This window comes from Kordia aestuariivivens, from assembly GCF_014397005.1.
GTDB lineage: Bacteria > Bacteroidota > Bacteroidia > Flavobacteriales > Flavobacteriaceae > Kordia > Kordia aestuariivivens.
Window position 1 is genome coordinate 26,840 of record NZ_JACGWS010000013.1, and the last position, 21,099, is coordinate 47,938.

The 21,099-nt window shown below is 33.8% G+C and carries 20 protein-coding genes; 13 read left to right on the plus strand and 7 right to left on the minus strand.

Annotated features, from left to right (window positions below; genetic code table 11):
- Positions 1 to 4: 4 nt before the first annotated feature.
- From H2O64_RS18510 to H2O64_RS18525, 4 genes are all read left to right on the plus strand, one after another.
- On the plus strand, positions 5 to 571 hold the full coding sequence (locus tag H2O64_RS18510) for a hypothetical protein (protein WP_187563714.1): 567 nt from the start codon (positions 5 to 7) through the stop codon (positions 569 to 571).
- Between the two features lie 240 nt (positions 572 to 811).
- Positions 812 to 1,366: an REP-associated tyrosine transposase gene (locus tag H2O64_RS18515; protein WP_187563715.1), complete on the plus strand. Its 555-nt coding sequence runs from the start codon at positions 812 to 814 to the stop codon at positions 1,364 to 1,366.
- 128 nt (positions 1,367 to 1,494) lie between these two features.
- Entirely contained in the window at positions 1,495 to 1,839 is a 345-nt protein-coding gene (locus tag H2O64_RS18520; RefSeq protein WP_187563716.1) for a hypothetical protein, read from the plus strand.
- Between the two features lie 6 nt (positions 1,840 to 1,845).
- A complete protein-coding gene (locus H2O64_RS18525) occupies positions 1,846 to 2,202 on the plus strand; it encodes a hypothetical protein (protein WP_187563717.1) in 357 nt (118 codons plus the stop codon).
- Positions 2,203 to 2,732: 530 nt separating this feature from the next.
- Here H2O64_RS18525 and H2O64_RS18530 read toward each other — a convergent pair.
- A complete protein-coding gene (locus H2O64_RS18530; RefSeq protein ID WP_187563718.1) occupies positions 2,733 to 3,389 on the minus strand; it encodes an ATP-binding cassette domain-containing protein in 657 nt (218 codons plus the stop codon).
- 436 nt (positions 3,390 to 3,825) lie between these two features.
- Here H2O64_RS18530 and H2O64_RS18535 point away from each other — a divergent pair, with 436 nt between their 5' ends.
- Both H2O64_RS18535 and H2O64_RS18540 read left to right on the plus strand, forming a co-directional pair.
- The gene (locus H2O64_RS18535) at positions 3,826 to 4,299 is read left to right on the plus strand and encodes a hypothetical protein (protein ID WP_187563719.1); all 474 of its coding nucleotides are present in this window, start codon (positions 3,826 to 3,828) and stop codon (positions 4,297 to 4,299) included.
- A 101-nt stretch (positions 4,300 to 4,400) separates the two neighbouring features.
- A complete protein-coding gene (locus H2O64_RS18540) occupies positions 4,401 to 4,739 on the plus strand; it encodes a hypothetical protein (RefSeq protein WP_187563720.1) in 339 nt (112 codons plus the stop codon).
- 85 nt (positions 4,740 to 4,824) lie between these two features.
- On the opposite strand, the gene hemL is transcribed toward H2O64_RS18540, so the two are convergent.
- Genes hemL through H2O64_RS18555 form a run of 3 tightly spaced genes read right to left on the minus strand, consistent with a single transcriptional unit; the run spans position 4,825 to position 7,887 of the window.
- On the minus strand, positions 4,825 to 6,108 hold the full coding sequence (hemL, locus tag H2O64_RS18545) for a glutamate-1-semialdehyde 2,1-aminomutase (protein WP_187563721.1): 1,284 nt from the start codon (positions 6,106 to 6,108) through the stop codon (positions 4,825 to 4,827).
- A gap of 23 nt (positions 6,109 to 6,131) precedes the next feature.
- Positions 6,132 to 6,971, minus strand: a complete 840-nt coding sequence (locus H2O64_RS18550) for a glucosaminidase domain-containing protein (RefSeq protein ID WP_187563722.1) — start codon at positions 6,969 to 6,971, stop codon at positions 6,132 to 6,134.
- Between the two features lie 4 nt (positions 6,972 to 6,975).
- The gene (locus H2O64_RS18555) at positions 6,976 to 7,887 is read right to left on the minus strand and encodes a 1-aminocyclopropane-1-carboxylate deaminase/D-cysteine desulfhydrase (protein ID WP_187563723.1); all 912 of its coding nucleotides are present in this window, start codon (positions 7,885 to 7,887) and stop codon (positions 6,976 to 6,978) included.
- Between the two features lie 210 nt (positions 7,888 to 8,097).
- Here H2O64_RS18555 and H2O64_RS18560 point away from each other — a divergent pair, with 210 nt between their 5' ends.
- The 5 genes from H2O64_RS18560 to H2O64_RS18580 all read left to right on the plus strand — a co-directional run bounded on the left by H2O64_RS18560 (position 8,098) and on the right by H2O64_RS18580 (position 11,606).
- A complete protein-coding gene (locus H2O64_RS18560; RefSeq protein ID WP_187563724.1) occupies positions 8,098 to 8,568 on the plus strand; it encodes an SRPBCC family protein in 471 nt (156 codons plus the stop codon).
- Positions 8,569 to 8,643: 75 nt separating this feature from the next.
- The gene (locus tag H2O64_RS18565) at positions 8,644 to 9,168 is read left to right on the plus strand and encodes a DinB family protein (RefSeq protein ID WP_187563725.1); all 525 of its coding nucleotides are present in this window, start codon (positions 8,644 to 8,646) and stop codon (positions 9,166 to 9,168) included.
- A gap of 65 nt (positions 9,169 to 9,233) precedes the next feature.
- A complete protein-coding gene (locus H2O64_RS18570) occupies positions 9,234 to 9,983 on the plus strand; it encodes a helix-turn-helix domain-containing protein (protein WP_187563726.1) in 750 nt (249 codons plus the stop codon).
- A 33-nt stretch (positions 9,984 to 10,016) separates the two neighbouring features.
- Complete coding sequence (locus H2O64_RS18575; protein WP_187563727.1) at positions 10,017 to 10,907, plus strand: alpha/beta fold hydrolase; 891 nt, start codon at positions 10,017 to 10,019, stop codon at positions 10,905 to 10,907.
- 237 nt (positions 10,908 to 11,144) lie between these two features.
- Positions 11,145 to 11,606 carry a VOC family protein gene (locus tag H2O64_RS18580; protein ID WP_187563728.1) on the plus strand — a complete coding sequence of 154 codons (462 nt, stop codon included), beginning with the start codon at positions 11,145 to 11,147 and terminating at the stop codon, positions 11,604 to 11,606.
- 110 nt (positions 11,607 to 11,716) lie between these two features.
- Here H2O64_RS18580 and H2O64_RS18585 read toward each other — a convergent pair whose 3' ends face one another.
- The 3 genes from H2O64_RS18585 to H2O64_RS18595 all read right to left on the minus strand — a co-directional run bounded on the left by H2O64_RS18585 (position 11,717) and on the right by H2O64_RS18595 (position 18,631).
- Entirely contained in the window at positions 11,717 to 11,908 is a 192-nt protein-coding gene (locus H2O64_RS18585; protein ID WP_187563729.1) for a hypothetical protein, read from the minus strand.
- Between the two features lie 257 nt (positions 11,909 to 12,165).
- Positions 12,166 to 15,534: a VIT domain-containing protein gene (locus H2O64_RS18590; protein WP_187563730.1), complete on the minus strand. Its 3,369-nt coding sequence runs from the start codon at positions 15,532 to 15,534 to the stop codon at positions 12,166 to 12,168.
- Between the two features lie 202 nt (positions 15,535 to 15,736).
- Positions 15,737 to 18,631, minus strand: a complete 2,895-nt coding sequence (locus H2O64_RS18595; RefSeq protein WP_187563731.1) for a beta-mannosidase — start codon at positions 18,629 to 18,631, stop codon at positions 15,737 to 15,739.
- Positions 18,632 to 18,993: 362 nt separating this feature from the next.
- Here H2O64_RS18595 and H2O64_RS18600 point away from each other — a divergent pair, with 362 nt between their 5' ends.
- Positions 18,994 to 19,608 (plus strand): T9SS type A sorting domain-containing protein, encoded by a 615-nt coding sequence (locus H2O64_RS18600; protein ID WP_187563732.1) that lies wholly within the window; start codon positions 18,994 to 18,996, stop codon positions 19,606 to 19,608.
- Positions 19,609 to 19,775: 167 nt separating this feature from the next.
- Positions 19,776 to 21,050 carry a hypothetical protein gene (locus H2O64_RS18605; protein ID WP_187563733.1) on the plus strand — a complete coding sequence of 425 codons (1,275 nt, stop codon included), beginning with the start codon at positions 19,776 to 19,778 and terminating at the stop codon, positions 21,048 to 21,050.
- Positions 21,051 to 21,099 lie beyond the last annotated feature (49 nt).

Sequence of the window (21,099 nt, forward strand, 5' to 3'; positions counted from 1 at the left end):
AATTATGTTAAGAAGATACATTTACGGTCAACTATCAGGTAAAATTAGTGGGGATTTCTCTAAATATTGGACTGACCAAAAACAATTGGGTTCTAAAAAAAGTGTTTTTGGGATATACCGATATATTTATACAGAAAACCAAGCAGGAACTACAAACCTTCTCTTTCTAAATATAAATAACGATTACATTTTAATGAGACATTTAGGTATTGGAAGAAATTGGACTATAGAAGAAAAAGGGGAATATACATTAGAGAGTAAAACTATTGAGTTTTATTGCAAAAGCAGAAAAAACAGCTTTTTCAAAACTGCAATGGATCATAATTTAGTAAAACTTGAAGAAAACATGTTAATAGCAACTACTTCTGATAGTAATAATCATTTTCAGAAAATAGAATATCCTAAAATACTAAAATGTAATACTACCATATATAAAGAATACAATTACAATCATAACTTAAAGTCTGATAATTTATATGTTATAGATTCTGAAGAAAATAACTCTTTTATAATTCTTAATGATACTGGTAAACTTAAAAGTTATCCTAAAGAGCTTTTTGAAACTCCATAAGAATCCTGAGAAATTCATAAAAAAGATATTAACTCAAAAAACAAGAATTCTGTTACGTGTTGGATAAGTGAAAACTTACCCGATAGCGCGGACTTGCAGTCCGTGCATACACAAGTAGTACAAAAACGTAATAAATGTTAACAAAAGACAAAGCTACAGAGTAAGGTGCTACTTACTTTATTTCCGATAGCGCGGACTTGTAGTCCGTGCAGACAAAAAAGTAGTACAACAACGTAATAAATGTCAACAAAATACAAAGCCACAGAGCAAGATGCTGCTTACTTTATTACCATAACAACAGTAGGTTGGGTAGATATTTTCACAAGGTTAAGACAAAAGTATAGCATCATAAATGCTTTGCAATATTGCCAAAAACATAAAGGTTTAGAGATTTATGCCTATTGTATTATGTCTAGCCATATACATTTGCTATGTAAAGTACAAGGCGATAGTTTACTGTCTAATGTCATAAGAGATTTTAAAACCTATACATCAAAAAAAATTATTGAAATTATTAAAGAATATCCTGAAAGCAGACGAGAGTGGCTGTTAGATTATTTTAAAAAAGCATGCTCACATTTAAAGAGAAAACAAATGTATAAGGTTTGGCAAAATGGCTATCATGCAGAAAAAGTATATTCTAACAAATTCATAAAGCAAAAAATTAACTATATACATAACAATCCTGTAATGGAAAAAATAGTAGCTAATCCCGAGGATTATGTATTTAGTTCTGCACGAAATTATGCAGAATTGGATAATGAATTAGAAGTTATACCTGTATTCATATTTTGACCTTGATTATTGCACGGACTGCAAGTCCGCGCTATCGGGTGGCTAGATTTTTAAAATTAGAAGATTTCACATATACAAATTCTAGATATATAGAATTGCAGAATATAATACTTAATTAAAATTAAATAATGATGTTAACAGACAAAGAGATGAGAACTATTGCAGAGAAATATATTGATTTTCTTAGTAGAGAATATGATACTGAGTATATGCTTTTTCCAGAGTATATCGAAAAAAAAGCGTATGGAAACATTTATGCTTTTGATGGAAAAAAATATTTTGAAACACAAGATGTAGAAGATCATTTAATAGGCACACCTCCTTTTTTGGTCGAAAAAGAATCGGGTAAAGTGGTCCTGTTTGGAACAGCTTATCCTTTAGAAAAGTATTTAGATTTTTATGAGAATAATGCATTAGCTCCAAGTTTGGATCTTTATTGGTATCCAGATACAGAAAAGTTTAGTCACAAATAATAAAATATGCTAACAGATAAAGACATGCTAGAAATAGCAAAAAAATATTTAAAGAAAATGGAGGAAGAAAAAGCCCAAGAATTAGGGGAAGAAAACAGTCATGAATTAATGATCAATAGAACAATTAAAAAACCACTTGGCAATATTTATCATTTTGGTATTAAACTTTTTTCCGAAACATTGGATCGTAAATATACAATAAATGCCACACCTTTTTTAGTAGAAAAAGAACGCCGTAGGGTTTTACGTTTTGGAACCCATTATCATTATGAACAACAATATGAAGATTATAAAAACGGGGATTACGTAACATCATTACATTCTTTTTGGTATCCTGACGAAGACCGATATAGCCATGAATAAATAGTTGTAAAAATGCTAACAGATAAAGACATGCTAGAGATAGCAGAGAAGTATTTAAAAAAAATAGAGAAGGAACCCGATAGCGCGGACTTGTAGTCCGTGCAGACAAAAAAGTAGTACAACAACGTAATAAATGTCAACAAAATACAAAGCCACAGAGCAAGTTATTTTCTCATGGTTCACAAGCATTTTTCTTTTTCTATTTTGATGAAGGCACTGAAGATCCAAAAGTTTGGAAAGTCCAGTTTTATGAAATTGGAAATCATGAACTAAGTCAAATAGAAGATAGGAGTAATTTTAGTGAATTCATAAATGATGTTGTGGATTATTCCATAGAAGATTATAGGCAAATGTATGGCTAAATAGTCATGAAAATATAAAAACCAGTTCCCCCGCTACCGCACGATTCCATCGTGTGGTAATGCCAAATAAACTATAAAAGCATGAGCCGTAATTAAAAATTCCATAATCCCTTGCCAGCGGCTAGCAAGAAATATTCATGTCAAATTCCAATTAAAACACACCTAACCTCACAAACTCCCTTCAGAAATATATTTATAATCTTCCAAATCCGTGAGTTGTTGTACACGTTTAGAGCTTCCATTTTTGATTAAGTAAATAGCATCTGAAACTTCCGTGATTTCACGATAAAAATGATCGGTAATAAGAATGATTTTATGCTGTTTTTGTAGTTGAATTAATTCCTTAATCCGCTCAATTTGTATGGGAGCAATATGCGAAAAAGGTTCATCGAGCAAAATGATTCGCGAAGGCGTTTTTAAGGTTAAAAAGACTTCTACAATTCTTCGTTGTCCACCAGATAACTTTCCGAATTTTTGAGTTAAATCGAAATCTTCTTCAACAAAAAATGCTTTAAAATCAGTTTCGGTGACACCGTATAACTTCAAAGCTTTTCGAATGGATAAAAAATCAGGAATAAAATTATGCTGCGGCAAGTATTTGGCAATTCCGGTAGTGTACATTTTTTTGTGAAGTACGTTTCCATCAATCTTAATCAACTTATATTTTGATCGCAAAGTTCCAAAAATGATTTTCAGCAGGGTACTTTTTCCACAACCATTACTACCTAAAATTCCCGTAACCTGTCCTTCTTCAGCTTTCAAATACACGCCATAAAGGATTTGAACCGAATCGTAATATTTCTCTACATTATCAACTTCTAACATAGCTTATCGAATTAAAAATTGAAGTAGAAAAACATCCACATTAGATAAGAAAAACAATAAAAAAAGAATCGTCCGATTGCGCATTCCTAAATTATACAAAAAATATAAAGTTGTCTGATCGTTCATTTTTTTAATGATGAAAAACACAAAAGGCAACACTAGTTTAGCCGCAATTGCCATGGGCGCGAAAACAGGAATAAATACATAGCATAACGTCAGCAAGAATGACAAAAAGAGCAATTCTCTAGCGTAATAAAAAACGTAGCCAATGTATTTCATAAAACAAATAATGTATGATTCAAAGAAATGAATTTAAACAAAGCTTTCACGTTAAATTTCGTTAGAACCTTGTTAAACAATTCCCAAAATAAAATTCGCATTAAACCTTTCTATATCACATAAGTCCAAGAAGCAAATAAATATAACAACAAAAGACATGAAAAACATCATTTATGCACTCGCTATACTATTTACACTAAACATAGCAGCACAAGAAGGAACTGACAAAACAGATCGCAAAGAGCGAAAAGAAATGAAGAGGGAAAAAGGAAAAGAGTTCATGAAAGACCTTTCTCCTGAACAAGTTGCCCAATTGCAAACAAAAAAAATGACGCTTGCGCTCGACTTATCAGAAAATCAACAAAAAAGAATTTTAGCATTACATACGGAAACTGCAAAAGTTAGAAAGCAGAAAATGGAAGAACGCAAAGCTAAAAAAGAAAAAAAGGAAAAGCCAACTGATGAAGAAAAGTATGCCATGATGAATGCGCGTTTGGACGCAAAAATTGCTTTCAAAAAAAGTATGAAAGAAATTCTAACTGCTGAACAATACGAAAGGTGGGAAAAAATGCAAGCGCACAAAGGCAAGAGAAAGCAAGGTAAAAAAGGGAAACGTGACGGGAGAAAATAATAAATCAAGAAAGAGAAGCTTTTTTTAACTTCTCTTTTTTGTTATTTCTATACAATTTTAGTATTATTGAGTTATTATTCAGCTAACACCAACCAATAATTATGAAAAAATATATTACACTATTCACTTTTATATGTGTTTTGTTTTTAGGAATTCAAACAGCAACTGCACAAGATGATCCTCTTGAAACAATGGCAAAAGACAAAACAACTGCGTTAGCAAAAGCATTAGATCTTTCGCCTGCACAAGTAAAGCTAGTATTTGAAATTTACTATACTGCCTATGAAAAAAACAATGGTATTATAAGTAAAGATGTACTTAATGGTATGAGAAAAAAGATTAGTGCCGTTTTACAACCAGCACAACTTGAAGAATTCAAAATTTCTTTAAATAAAGAAAAGGAACGTCAAGATAAAATTGAAGGCGCAAATGGAGGATGATATTTCCTTTCATATCACATAAAAAAAACTCGGCTATTTGCCGAGTTTTTTATGCGTATATTTTTCTATAAAATTATATTACTATTTATAAATCTTTTGCAACTTCTTCAATAGCTTGAATCGTTTTGTCTAAATCTTCATACGATAACGCATCTGATAAAAACCAAGTTTCAAAAGCCGATGGTGCAATGTAAATTCCTCTATCTAACAATCCGTGGAAAAACTTTTTAAACGAATCATTGTTTCCTTTTGCGGCAGAAGCAAAATCAATCACAGGTTCTTCACAAAAATGTACCGAAATCATCGAACCAATTCTATTGATTTGATGTGTCACGCCAGCTTCTGTCAATACTTTTGATATGCCTTTGTGTAAATATTCCGTTTTATCATGTAAACTTTGAAAAACGTTTCCTGTATTCAACTCTTGTAACATTGCGAATCCTGCTGCCATCGCCAATGGATTTCCACTTAAAGTCCCCGCTTGATACACAGGTCCAATCGGTGCTAAATGATGCATAATTTCTTTTCGAGCTGCAAAAGCGCCAACCGGCAATCCTCCACCAATTACTTTTCCAAAACATACAATATCAGCATTCACGCCCAAAAGTTCTTGTACGCCACCTTTTGCGAGTCTAAATCCTGTCATGACTTCATCAAACACTAACAAAATATTGTGTGCATCACATAATGTGCGTAATCCTTCTAAAAATCCTGCTACTGGAGGAATACAACCCATATTTCCTGCAACAGGTTCTATAATAATACACGAAATTTCACCTTCATTCTGCGAAATAATTTCTTTTACATTTTCCAAATCATTAAAGCGAGCCAATAAGGTATCTTTTGCAGTTCCTGCAGTAACACCAGGACTGTTTGGGCTTCCAAATGTCACTGCACCACTTCCAGCTTGAATCAAAAATGAATCACTATGTCCGTGATAACAACCCGCAAACTTGATAATTTTATCTTTTCCTGTAAATCCTCGCGCCAAACGAACTGCACTCATACACGCTTCGGTTCCACTATTTACAAAACGAATCATGTCAATATTTGGCACCATAGAAACCGCTAATTCTGCAATCTTAGTTTCTATTTCGGTTGGCATTCCAAAGGAAGTTCCTTTTTTGGCTTTCTCAATTACGGCATCAATGACAGGCTTGTGTGCATGTCCCAAAATCATGGGACCCCAAGAATTAATATATTCTATATACTGTTTATCATCTTCATCAATAATGTAAGCGCCTTTTGCTTCTTTGACAAAAATTGGTGTTCCGCCTACGGCTTTGAACGCACGAACAGGTGAGTTTACGCCACCAGGAATCACTTTTTGTGCTTCCGTAAATAACGCGCTGCTACGTTTATATTCCATCTATATACTATGTTTTTTAATGACTAAAAATCTTTTGGAAGTGGTTTTACAAACAGTACTTGTCCAACAAAAATTTCATTGTTTTCAAGTCCATTTAAAGATTTTAATTTCGCAACCGTTACTTTATGTTTTTTCGCAATACTATACAAAGTATCGCCTTTAGAAACCGTATAACGATCGTTATGTGTGGTTACTTTTTGTGCATCTTCAGGTTTTTTACCCAAAACTTCTGCATCATATTTGTATAATTCGTAACGCTCTATAAGTGAAATTAATTTTTTAGGATATTTTCGATCGGTAGCATATCCTGCTTTTTTCAAGCCTTTTGCCCAACCTTTATAATCGTCTTTTGGCAATTTAAACAAAGAAGCGTACCGCGATCTCCCTGTTAAGAATAAAGAATGATCTGAAAATGAATAGATTGGATTTGCATACTTGCGAAAACACTCTTGATCTTCATCATCATCGTGATATACGCGTTGTCCTTTCCAACCGCTATGACATTTAATTCCAAAGTGATTGTTGGAGCGAACGGTCAATTTTCCTTTTCCTGAACCCGATTCTAAAATTCCTTGTGCTAGCGTGATACTTGCCGGAACTCCGTGACGTTCCATTTCTTGTTTCGCAACAGCACTATACTTTTCTATGTACAATTCGGTAGCAGTTTTTGTAGAATTCTTTGGTGTTTTTACCTCAACATCTTTAGGTGTTGTCGCAACTACAACAGGTTCTTTTGTTGGAGTTGTCTTTACAACTCGTGTTGTTTTCTTAGGCTTCTTTGTTGTTTTAGAAACGCGGTTTTGCGTTCCGCAACTCGCCAATAAAAATAATCCTAAAAGTGTATAAATAATAGGTGTTTTCATGTGTTTATACAATCGTTGTTTGTCCTTTTCTTTGTAGTTTCTGGTTCATTCCTGCAATTCCTTGCAAACCACCAGAATGAATTGCTAAAATACGGTTTTGTTTGGCAAAATGCCCTTTTTTGATTAAATCTATAATACCAAACAGCATTTTTCCTGTGTAAATTGGGTCTAACGGAATTCCTGTTTGTTGTTTAAACCTGTTTATAAACTGAATCAATTCGTCCGTGACTTTTCCGTAACCGCCAAAATGATACGTTGTAATTAATTCCCAATTATCTTTCGATACAAATTGCTCAATTTCTTTCTGTAAAAAATCACCTTTCAAGGCTGGAAATCCTAGTATATGTTGATGTGAAAATGCTCCGTGACAAATTCCAGCAATGGTTCCGCCAGTTCCAACCGCACAACAAATAGTATCAAAATCTTGTGCACTTTCCGCAATGATTTCGGCGCAGCCTTTTACTGCCAAATCGTTTGTACCGCCTTCTGGTATGCTGTAGAAACGTCCAAACTCTTGTGTTAATTGTGCAAAAAAATCGGAAGTTGTTTTTTCTCTATACTTTTCTCTTGTTACAAACTTGAATTTCATGCCATTTTCTTTCGCAAAACGCAAAGTTGGATTGCTGTCTACTTTGTCCACCAATTCTTCACCTCTGATAATTCCGATCGTTTTAAAACCATGCAATTTTCCTGCGGCAGCAACTGCAGCAATATGATTGGAAAATGCGCCGCCAAATGTCAACAAAGTGTGTTGTTTTTCTTTTTTGGCTTCCGCCAGATTGTAGGTGAGTTTCCTGAATTTATTACCAGAAACAAATGGATGAATTAAATCTTCTCGCTTTATAAACAAACGAATCGATGTATCAAAATCAAGCTTGATTTCCTGAATAGGTATGTTTTCAGTTTGGAATTCCATAGAAGCTTCAAAAATACCGAAATCTACACACACATGATGTATCTAGACATAGAAAATAGTAAAAATTCGCTAGCTGATTTTGATTTTGAGTAAGATTATTCTAGCTTTAACAGGAACTAATTCTAAAAAATAAGTTTACTTACAATAGAAATAAAAGGAATTCTAGTTATAAACACATTGATAGTAATTTGAACGAAAAAAAGAAATTGTATGAAATCCTCAATTATTATTTTAATCACAATTATATGCACCTTAACAAGCTGTAAATCAAATGACATGAAAGAATCTAAAATTGTTTCGATTAGTATTGATATAAATGCTAATTCATCTGAAGTTTGGAATCTTATTACAAGCAAAGATTATGCGAAAGAACTCGGGAGCGTATTTGATAAGAATGCCTTTGTAGAATCCGATTGGAAACTTGGGTCTGAAGTTCATTTCAAATATGAACCCAACAAAATTGTATCTACTGGAATAATAACCAAACTAATCGAAAATGAACTTATTCAAGTCGAATATGATTTCAGTGGTTTTAAGTACGAAGAAAGGTATACGATTGAAGAAAGTAATACTGTTTCTAAACTTGCCATTTACGCGGGACCGTACATTTCAGATTTTGAAGCACAGAAAATTGTTTGGAAAAGTTGGTTATTAAAAGTGAAAGAATTGAGTGAAAAGTAACTTCTGATTTCTATTCCGAAACAGAAAACTGCTCTCAAAAACATATATAAAACCGTTATCTACAATTAAAAAGAAATGAATTTTAACTTACAAAAATCGATAGAAATACTTGAACGAACTCCCGAAATTTATTATGCGCTTTTCAATAATTCTATGCATGATTGGGATACAATTAATGAAGGAGAAAATACCTGGAGTGGCTACAATATCATAGGTCATTTAATTCATGGTGAAAAAACTGATTGGATTCCGAGAGCAGAAATAATTTTAGGAGATGCTAAAAATAAAACTTTTGAACCTTATGACCGATTTGCCCAAGAGAAATTGTACTCATCACAAACAACCGATGAATTATTGAATGAATTTAAAACGCTTAGAGCTGAAAATATTAAGAAATTAAAATCATGGAATTTAACTGAAGTCGATTTAAACAAAGAAGGAATTCATCCAGATTTAAAAACGGTAACGCTTAAAGAATTAATTTCAACCTGGTCAATTCATGATATGATACATTTGAATCAAATATCGCGTGTATTTGTTAAACATTATGCTGAAGACATTGGACCTTGGAAAAACTATGTTCGATTATTAAATGAATAAAAAAGACCTAGAAAATAGTATACATATGTTAGGTGTAATCTTGACACAAACTTGAAGTATAAAATATGACCTATTACCAACATACATCTAATGATTTTTTAAAACAGTACATCCGATGTTTTTGGTGGTTAGACAACGATTCATCAAAAAATCTTAATTACACCATTTTGCCTGACGGTTTTTTTGATATTATCGTTCGCTTTGATAATTATAAATACCAAAGTACCGTACTCACAGGACTATATACAAAAGAGGTTGAAGTGGTAATTTCTCCAAATCATCAACTTTTTGGAATACAATTCAAATTACCCGCTGTTGAGTATGTATTCTACGAAAGTATTGCTCCGTTGTTAAACTCCCAAAAAAAGTTGTCCGATGCTTTTTGGAACCTAAATTCATTCAACTTTTCCGAAAACGTAGCTACAATTGATAGCTTAAGTTCAATAATAAGCCAAGAAGTTGATAAAGAAAATAATCTAGACCATCGAAAACTTCATCTATTCAAGTTATTGAGCCAAACGAAAGGCAATGAAAGCGTGAGTTATTTTGCCGATAAACTATTTTGGTCTAGTAGGCAAATCAACAGATATTTTAATAAAATGTTTGGGCTTTCACTAAAAAGTTATTGTAATATATTACGCTGTTCGGCATCATACAAAGACATCAAAAAAGGAGATTTATTCTCAAATCAAAACTATTACGACAGATCTCATTTTAATAAAGAAATAAAAAAGTATACCAATCACACTCCAAAAAAGCTATCTGATAACGAAAACGACCGATTTTTACAAATTTCTGTAATCCCTAATGAGTAGCTTTGTGATCGTACGAATCATAATAAACTAGGAATGGACAAAGAAGTGGTTGCTTGGAAGAACAAAGGTCAAACAATAAATATAAACGGTCATCAAGTATTTTACATCAAGGAAGGTAGCGGTCCTAACCTTTTAATACTTCACGGATATCCTTTCAATACCTTCGAATGGAAATCTGTTTGGAAAAATCTAGTAAAAGAGTACACCGTTTTTACATTTGATTATTTGGGAATGGGATTTTCAGATAAACCCAAAGATCATGTCTATAGTTTTCATGAACATTGTGAAATCGTCAATTTTCTAATCGAGTTTTGGGGCATTAAACAAACCCATATCTTATCGCATGATCTAGGAGTTAGTATTGTGCAAGAATTATTAGCTAGGGACGTAACTTCACAGAACTGCTTTAAAATACAATCGGTAGTATTTATGAACGGTGGTTTGTTTATGGATAGTTACAAACCTAGAATGATACAACGATTGCTTTCACAATCTCCAAAGCCTATTGGAAAGTTGTTGAGCAAGCTTCTCACTAAAAAGAAATTGGAAAAATCGATACAATCAGTTTTTGGTCTCAACACCCAACCTACGAACCGACTCATAAATCAATTTTGGGATATTTTAAATTATAACGACGGGAAATCAATCGCATATTTGATAGGGAGACTGGTTTTTGACAAATTAAACCATCAAGAAAGATGGATCGCTGCAATGCAAAATACGAAGATCCCGATGTGCTTTATAAATGGTCCATTCGACCCCAATTCTGGTATTCACATGGCGAATCGATATAAAGAACTAATTCCCAATCCTAATGTAAAATTATTGGGCAAAGACATTGGACATTGGCCACAAATAGAGGACCCAAGCGGTGTTTTGTTATATTATAAAGAATTTAGAAACGAAATTCAAAAAAATACTTAATAACAACGCTCTTGATTAAAAAGGTTTTGTCAAACTTGAGAATGTTTAAAGTGAAATACACTATATAACATTAGTGCTTGTTGCGCAGCGTATAAAATTAATTTCCTGACTCTAGACTACTTCCAAAAATCTTCGCGAATTTTCTATTCAGTTTTTATTTGCTAAATTAGTACTTAACCAACGCAACTAATCATACACGCAAACTGTTGTATGTAATTTGAGAAAAACCAAATAAATATGATAAAAGGACTCTTTGAAACGCATTTATTTGTTGAAAATCTTGAACGCTCCATTGAATTTTACAAGAATACGCTCGAATTAAAACAATGTCGTTTCGACGATAGTCGTAGAATTGCCTTTTTCTGGATTGGAGAAGACAAAAAATTTATGTTAGGCTTATGGGAAAAACCTAAGGAAGAAATTGATATTCGACATTTTGCGTTTGAGTGTGATCCAGATTGGATTCAAAACGAATCTCTGAATTATTTAAAATCTCGAAATATTAACTCTTGGAATTTTTTGAATGATGGAACTCAAGGACCCATGGTTTTTGTTTGGATGCCCGCAATTGCAATCTATTTTAGTGATCCAGACGGACATGAACTTGAATTTATTGGTGTTTTAGATGGAGAAACGAAATCTAATACTGAAAAAAGAGTGGTGAGTTATGAAGAATGGCTACACATAAAAGATGAATAAAAACGCCATGCTATAACGTGTATAAAAAATTGCTAAGTTAGTACTTAACAAAAGATAGTTGCAATTTTCCATACACAAGCAAGCTGCTTCATTAGCGCCAAATTAATACATTAAACAAAGAGCATGCAGTCTTCACAGTTTTTAATTTTACCGTAGTATGTTTCACGGTATTTTTGTAGTGTCTTGATCGGCATTCCCAAAAAGTATCTTTTAATATACGTAACTTCCGTAGTGAGTTCGCCCATCTTGATATTGTAACGTTTTTCTGTTTTTGTTTTTCTTTTGATATATAATAGTTTCATGTAAAATGTTTTGTGTTCAGTAACCTAACCTATTCGTGCCCTTAAACAAGGAAAAGATGTTAAGTCTTTGTTATTATCTATAAATAGAGACCTATCTGAGTAAAATTTGCTCTTATTTGGTCGTTTAACAGTTTTACGAGCGAAGAATTTCAAACCAGCGCTACTTGAATAACGAAATCAGAAGCAATGACTCTGATTCATTACTTCTGATTTTTCTATCAACATATTCGGTTCAAAATTGTGAAAAGCGCAGATGTTTACTTCTCAAAAAACAAACTTCCAACTTCAAGTTCGCCACCTTTCTCTTCCAATCGAACAATAGCGACTTCTTTTTTCTCTTGTTCAGTTCCGTAATTTGTATACAAGGTAACTTTCAAAATAGCTGGGCCTGATATTTTTTGAACATTATCACTGTAATGATTCACCATGACTTTGTATTCTCCGTTGATTGCATTTTTCAACATAAATTCTTCCGGACCATATCCTCGCGTCAAATCTTTGGACATTCTTCCGCCAATTTTTGTCTTTTTATTTGCATACGATGCTTTTTCACCTTTCGGATCAAACACCCAAAGATCAATATCCGTATCATTATGATTCCAATCAATCACAATGCGCACATCTACAGGAATTGGTTTAAAGAGACTTCGCTCCTCTTCTGTGATTTCAAGTGTTGTGTTGTATTTTGAAACCAATCTGGTTAATTCTACAAAGGCAATTTGTTCAATTCCTCTATAACGTCCGATGGAATCTTTTTCAAGCAATTGACCATCGTATAATTTATACAGTAAGTCATAACTTTCTTGAAACTTTCCTGCTAGCTCATACGCCAACGCCAAATCTCTATATGATTGCGGTTCTTCTGGGCGCAATTCTAATACTTTTTTGTATGCGATTACTGCCATATCATATCGCTGAAAGTACTCAGATTTATACGCCATTGCTTTCAATAATTCGTGATTGTGCAACTCAACTTCCATCAAATTCGTCAATACCGTGATCGCAATATCTGTCGCTTTCTTATCATGAAAAAAATCAGCAACATCCAAATAAAATGTTGGTGCATTGTTATAGGTTTCTCTTATCTCCAAGTACTTTTGATACGCCATTGGTACCGAAACTTCTTTTTGTAAAACTTCTATATAAGGCATATCGGAATTCCAAGGTTTCATAGTAATTTTCTCTGAAACTTCCTCATTAAATGCGGCAATTGCTTCTTTGTTTTCTGTAACTCCATTTTTCGTCGTAATTACAATAATGCCGCCTGCACCTCTATTTCCATAGATTGCCGTAGCCGCTGTATTTTTTAACACAGAAACCTCTTGAATATCTTCTTCGGTAAGCTTACGAAAACTTTCCTGATCTACAGGAACGCCATCAATAACGTATAATGGTTCAATGTTTCCATTTAATGAGGCGCGACCTCTTATGGTAATTGTATCACTTTGTCCAGGCTGTCCAGAACCAGTTGATACGCTAACACCTGCAGCAGTACCTTGAAGCACTTGGTTTAAAGGAGCCTGTTCTACATCTTCCGAAGTAATTGTTGATACTGCAGATGCTACTCTAGCATTATTTACGGCGCCATCATACGCAACTACGGTTACAGCTTCTAACGCTTCACCTTGCTCTAATTGCACATTGGCCATATCACTTGAAACCCGAATTTCTTTAGACTTAAAACCTACATAGCTAACCACTAATGTTTGTCCATTATTTGCATCAATGCTGTAATTCCCATCAAAATCAGTAGTTCTGCCTGTCGTTGTTCCTTTAATGATTACGGTAGCTCCTGGCAATGGCATTCCTTCACTATCGGTAATTGTACCAGATACCGATCCGGTATTTGTACCAGGTCGTCTGATTGTTGCAATCTTTTTTACTGGCTTTTTTGGTTTATAATCTTTTCCATACCAAGACAATACATTTTCATAATCCTTCAACAGGTATTGTTTTTTGTCAAGCACCGCTTGTTTCTGTAGCGCTCTATCATTTTGTGCAGTTTCCAACCGTCGTTTGTACTCAGCCATCAATTCTTGTGGTGGCTCAATACGATAGCGTACATAATCTTCAATTCTATCTAAAATAAGCATCGATGTATAATCCGTAATCAAATCATATTGTTTAGCTAAGGAGATAATTTGTTGTTTATTTTTTTCTTTATCACTGTTTAAATAGTTCAACTTTTGCTTTGCCCACAAACGCTTCACTTCTCTTGTTCCTCTGGATGTTTTTATCGTTACAGGAATTTTCTCAGTGACGTTTCCGCCATAGCCAAAAAGTAATTCAAGTGTTGTTTCTTGTGTAAATTGTCCCGTAATAGCAAAATCTTGATATACATTCATGCGTTGTTTCGGATAGATTTCGCGGACAGCATCCGTATGGTTGACTCCTAAAAATTGATAGGTTTCTTCTTTTAAAAGTCGTGTTGCTTCGACAGTATCAAAACGTGTCAGATTGATATAGCTTCCGCCAGATTGTGTAGCAGTATTAATCAACTGTTGATGATTCGCAGACACTAACGAGTTAATGCTATATACGGGCATTTTAGCAGCCATTGAAAACTCACCTAAATTCCCCAAACCATCTGAAAACAATAAAACCTCATCTGCCTTAATTTTCAGATCGTGAAACAAATTCAACTTTGTACCACCATCGTATTGCACGCTATTTATGCGTTGTCGTAACAAATCGATATTGCCGTTTTTAATCGTAAATAATTGTTCCGTTTTTACCGCATTATTAAAAGCGATAAACGTAACTTTTACATCTTGCAGATATTCTAAATAGCCTTGTAAAACTTTTAATTCATTGGCAACATTTCTATGACGCATAGAATACGAAGCATCCCAAAGTATGGTGATCTTTTTAGGCTTCGATTTTAATCGTGATGTTGGCGCCAATACTTTGTAATAATGAAAATATCCATTGTATGTAGATACGGTTTCTTGATCTAAACTATTTGGAATCTGAATCACAATGGGTTTCTTTGGCTTGTATGCTTTTTTAGAAACGGTTGCTAAATACGCGTCGTCCTTTTTTTGAAAAAAGAAATCTTTGTACGGTGATTTGCTCACAATAGGTTGCTGCTCGTTAAACACCCTAATGTCAACAGAAAATGTATCTAACTTTTCAGAAATACCTAATGGCAACTCGTAGGTTTGTTTGCTGTTGAATGTTTTCAATTCTTGTTCAAACTTAATGACAATGTGTTTGTAATTTTTAGGAAGTATCGGATATACACGCGCTTTGTAATTATTACCTGCTGTTTTTTCTAACAACCCCGGATCTATTCTTTGGCGCACTGTACTTTCAAAAGCAACTCTTGCCAATTCTTTTTCAACAATCACAGCATCGCGTAGCTTTCCATTGACGTCCATGGCAAATCCTGAAACAGTTTGTCCTTCTCCCAAAGGAAAAACCAATTCGCCTTCTAAAGTTCTGTTCAATCCATTGTAAAATTTCATATCGTACGTAGTAACGGCTAAGTTTCCGATGATAGCAACGCTGACTTTCAAATCGGTTAATTTTAAATCTTTGGCATCTTTTACAGTGACTGAAGGTATATTCTGAGCAAATAAACTTGTACATAAAAGGAAAAAGAAAAGATATAGATACTGTTTCATGATGGTATTGTTTTTAATTACAACACAAAACTGAGTATTTATAATAGCATACGAAAGGTAGAATGAGTCAGCTCCTCTTTTGAATGAGTTAATGGTATTTTCCTTTACTAAAAAATGAAATGTCATATTTGTAGAAAATATGATAAAGAAGCTGTCTAAAAAGCATCATTCTTAGACAGCCGTTTTTATTTAATAACATTGATTACTTCTCCCAAGCAATAGGAATTTGAAGCCATTCTTGGTTCCATCCTTTTAACCACAACTCTGGTGTTCCTTCTTTTCCATCGTATTGAAATTCTATCTGATTAGATTGTTCTTCTTCGCGCATTAAAGAGAAGTAATTATGCTCATAAAATACAGGTAGTACGCGCTCCCCGATTCCTCCTGATGTTGTAGGTTTTCTTACTTGCACTCTGTTCCAGAAAGAAAGTTGATCTGAATTATTTTTAAAGCTTGTTTGCAGTACATAATTACCATTTGCGTCTTTACTTCCTTTAGCACTTGTGGTTAATGATGGTACTTTGTAAGTTCCTATTTCTTCGTAGTTTCCAGTTTTACTCAACCAATACATATTTCTAGAAAGCGTTTTGCCTTCTTGTTCCAATTCTAATACCACAAAATATACTTCAGAAGTTAATTCGGATAGAATTTGAGTCAAATCTAAATCGCCAATTTTAGTGGTCGAAGATCCTAGATTCTTAGTCTCGGCTGGTATTTTCCCAGTACCAATACTACCTTTCAAACCATACGCATTCCAATTCAGTTCCAAGTTTCCTAATTCTTGTAAAGTATGATTGACCACGTTTACTTCATACGAAGTTCCTTTAGGATAATTGATCAGATTCAACTGTACATGAATAGCTTCGCAAGCATCTTTAACGCCCCAATGTCCACCGTTTTGTTCTAAAAACCAATCGTAGAGTTTTGCTCTTACGCCTGTCCAAGAACCTTGGGATTTCCAAATAATTAAACCTGTATACCAGTCCCACATGTTCGTTAAATATCCTTCCCATAATCCTTTGTACTGCATGTAATTGGTCAGCTGTGCCTGATCGCAAAAGGCATCAATATCTTTAGGCACTCCGTAGGTATATAACTGATCGTCAAAATCTTTGGTCTGACCACCTACATTATAATCAACAAAATATTGACTGTACTTTAATTGTTGCCAGCTTTCATTTACGACAGGTAAATCTATGTGAGCAGCAGTAAATTGAGCAAACTTTTTTGGAGGCTTGGCTAAACTAGCTCCTCGTATCATGCGTCGAATACTTTCAACAGGCGAAATTCCTAAAGATCCAATTTCAGGGTTCAAAGGATTCGTCCAACCACCTGGCATCTTCTGAAAATAGTTGTTTAACTTTAAAATTCCATAAGGTCCATCTGTCCCAACAGAATCTCCATGAACCATCAATGAGTTTTTAACTAGTAAACGATCATCCAACGCTTTGTCTCCTTCTCCAATATATCCTTGCAACTCTTTCAATAAAGTTGGAGGAGGAATAGATTCATTTGCTGCACACCAAAACAACAAACTGCTGTAATTCCGAAGCATTTTTATAGTATCGGTAGCACATTTGGTAAATAGTTTTTTATAGTACGCTGGCAATGGTATTTGCAAACCTCCACTATTGGGATTTGGGTAGCCGGGTTCACTAAAGATAAATTCACCTGAAAACCAAAATTCCTGCATCACCATAATACCCATCTCATCACACGCCTCGTAAAATTCGGGACGTTCAATCAATCCGCCACCCCAAACACGTATCATATTCAAGTTCATTTCTTTGTGCATCCGCACTTCATTTCTGTATCGAGTGGCATCACCTCTAAATAAAGTATCCATGCCCATCCAATTTCCTCCTCTGATGAATACGGGAACTCCGTTTACAGAAAACTGACGCTTTTCAGGATTATCTGACGGTATCATCGCATGTGTAAACTCTCTCATTCCAACGCGAAGCGTATGTTGATCAGATAGCGAATCTGTATTTATATCTGCTGCCATTGATGCGTACAAATTCAAGGTATACAACTCAGGAGCTTTCTTTGGATCAATAGGATCTGTTCCATTTGGCCACCACAAACGTGCATTTTCAATTTCGAATGCATCAAATTGTATTGGAATTGTTTTACCAGCTTCAATTGTTATGGATTGTTGATGTGTGTTCCCTTCTAATTCATAACTAACAAAACCAGTTTGTGTGACAGCTGTTGAATTATGCACCTGCATTTGAATAGTAACAGTAGCAGTTGTTCCTTTTACTTTCGTGGTAACATTTGGGTCTTTTAGCTGCAATGCTTTCGTGGTAGACACCGAAACCTGATCCCATAATCCTGTACTTCTATCGGGAATAGAAATAGTCCAATCCCAACCTACAGTATGTCTCATGGTAATCAATTGACCGATGTTTGGTGCGTTTAATACGCCTCCATTGTTAGCTAGAGTTGGTATTCCTGGAGAATCTGGTGGTACAATCCGAATTGCAAGTCGGTAGATTCCGTCTTTGCTTGGATGCTCGGTAATATCAAAAGAATGACGCAAAAACATTCCTTGTAATTGTGCTGCTTTGTTTAATTGAACTCCATTTATAAAAACATCTGCGGTATAATTAATTCCTCGTAGGTTTAACCAAAAACGCTGATTTTTGGCTAACGTAGCTAAGGTAAACTCCGTATAATACCAATACGTATACAACGCAACGCCTCCGTCAATAGAAGCATCTGGTATAAATTTTTGGTTGGTATCAAAAAACGGATCGAAGAAATCAGTGTCGAGACTTTTTCCTTGTTCTTTTAATGTGTATGTTTTACCATCTTCGTCTGTATAGGCTGTTTTTATATTTGATTTCAACCAATTTTTATCTCGTAACAAGGTATTTAAGATGGTTCCAGGAACAACCGCAGGAATGGTACTTTCTGTTCCAAGGCCTTGCGTAGAATAGGCAATTCCTTGTTTTATAATTGCAGGTAAATCTTGATCTCCTGATGGCGTTTTGGCAATTGTATCTTTCACCACGACCCAATTGTTATTGGTTGAGTTTAAAAGATGTGGTTTGGCAATCTTTGGACATATTGATTCCGTTGGTGTTGGCATGTGTTAGCGGTTTATAGGATGATTAATAGGTATGGTTAATTGCACTAATATAGGATGAATAATTAAATAAGAATTTCATTTTAGTAAAAGATTAATATATCAACAGTTGTGAATTCCATAGCAGCTTCAAAAATATTAAAATCAACATACACATTGCTCACGCTGACATGCAAAGTCTTAAAAATCTTACTAATAATTTTGATTTTGAGTAAGATTCCTATAGCTTTAACAATAACTTATGCGATCACCTAAATTAGGGTACGTTATAAGAGAAATAACAGGGAATTCCTGTGATGTCTATGTTAGTAAAAATTACCATAAAACTAATTAAAGATTACAAAACGTTACCAAACCAAGAAACTATGAAAAGAAGCATCCTTATTTTTACAATCTTCCTGACTTTTGTGTGTACGTCCTTCGGGCAAACAAATCCTGTTTTAAATTTAACTTGGGATCATACTTACGTATACCCTCCAGGGAACAACTATTTTGACCTTTCATGGGATGAACCTGCATTACCTCACGATGCGTTAATTGGATATAATGTATATCGAGGAACTGAATTATATAGATTTCAAACTGAAAACTCGCTTTATAATTTAATACAAGGTGCAAATTGTGGAGAAGACTTCTTATTTTACAACCCAGCACCTTTTTTTGTACACGTAACTGCTGTTTACAGTCCAAATAACACGGAGTCAACATTCACAGAAACCGTTCAAGTTGATGGCCCATTATTGAGCAATCCTGAATTTAAAAAAATGGATGCCATTCTCTATCCAAATCCAACAAGCGGAATACTGCATATCGGAAACACAAATTTGACGAAGATTTTAGTATATGACATTTCAGGGAAAATTATACGTGAACTTAAACCGCAAGCTACCGTTGACTTATCAAACATGCCAAAAGGTTTTTATTTCATAAAATTGATGTCTGAAAAAGGAGAAACAACAGATAAGATTATTGTTTACTAACGCTTTTATGACTTAAAATTTTCAGGTGCTTTCTTGTAAAATCTTGTAGAAACATCACATATACCGCAAAACCTGAAACATCTTTATCCATCCATAAATAATCATTCTCATATCTGACAAAGTTTTGATTTTCAATAGGATTCCTATAACTTTATCAATCACTAATATTGGCATGTAAATTAAGTTTAAGTATAAAGATATGTATAGAAAATAATAGACTCATATTTTGTTCTTGTGTAGACGAAGAAGAAAACCCTGAAAAGGATAAACTTGTAGATTATTACACTTGGTATTTGACAAAATATCTTGGTTCTAGAGAATCTTCAATAAGAGGGAAAATTATGATGCCTAAAAAAGATTTAGGAAATGGAATCAATTTAAAGAATATACTTCATCAATTAAACTCAGAGATAAATTGTTTTGATTTTGAGTATGCTCCATCAGAAGGAGATTGTTTACAAGTAGAAATTCCACATGCAATCGAAAGATTTAGATATTTTAAAGTACTATTTATTAACAACAAATGGAAACAAGGTTCAAATCCTGTCTTTGCTTCAGTCACCGAAGAAATAGCGAGTGGAAGAATAAAAAGGTCAATAAGTAAAGACCTGAATCCTTCTCAGACAACTGTTTGGGTTACATCTGCCAAAAATTCTATTGAAACGCTTTTTGATAAACTTTTTACGGATTCTTCCGAAGAAACACATTGGAACTATATTACAGAATTAGTACAGCGAGAACCCCAAATATGCCTTCATAAAGCGGCTTCTTTAGTTTCATCAAATGTGTTGAAGGAAAAAATAATCGGCATAAAGCTTTTTATTAAACTTTATTATTCAAAATATGATACTGAAAGAATACTTAAAATCTTATTTCATCTCTTAAAATCTGAACAAGAAAACGAAATAATAAGTCTCCTAATAAGCGTAATGGATATTGATAATAAGAATTTGACTGATAACCAAATTGACTTGCTTTGTACTTTTAAAAACCATAATGCTAATATAAAGTTTAGCTTAATGAATGCTTTTTCTGAGCTCGCTACTGAAAAAACAATTGATGTATATATCGAATTATCAAATGATAAAAATATCGGAATAAAACAAACAGCTATCTATAACTTAGCAGAGGTCATAGAAACAGATACTGATGAAATTAGAAAAGCACTCTGGGACAAAGTGTTAGATACAGATCAAAAAACCAGATCCTATGCTATCTTAGGCTTGGCAAAACGCAAAGATGAAAAAATAAAAGACTTTTTAATACACAAACTTGAAAGTATCGATCATAGTGGAACACTAATTTTAGAAGCAATTGAAACACTAAATGATAAAAGTCTAATTCCCTTTATTGAAAACCAAATAGAAAAACATAAAGTCTATGCCTCACATCTTCATAAATGGCTTTTAGAAACCTTGGACACTTTGAAATCAGTAAAATAAAAGCATAATTTCTTGCAAAACTTTGTAAAAATGATATGTACTAAAAGTG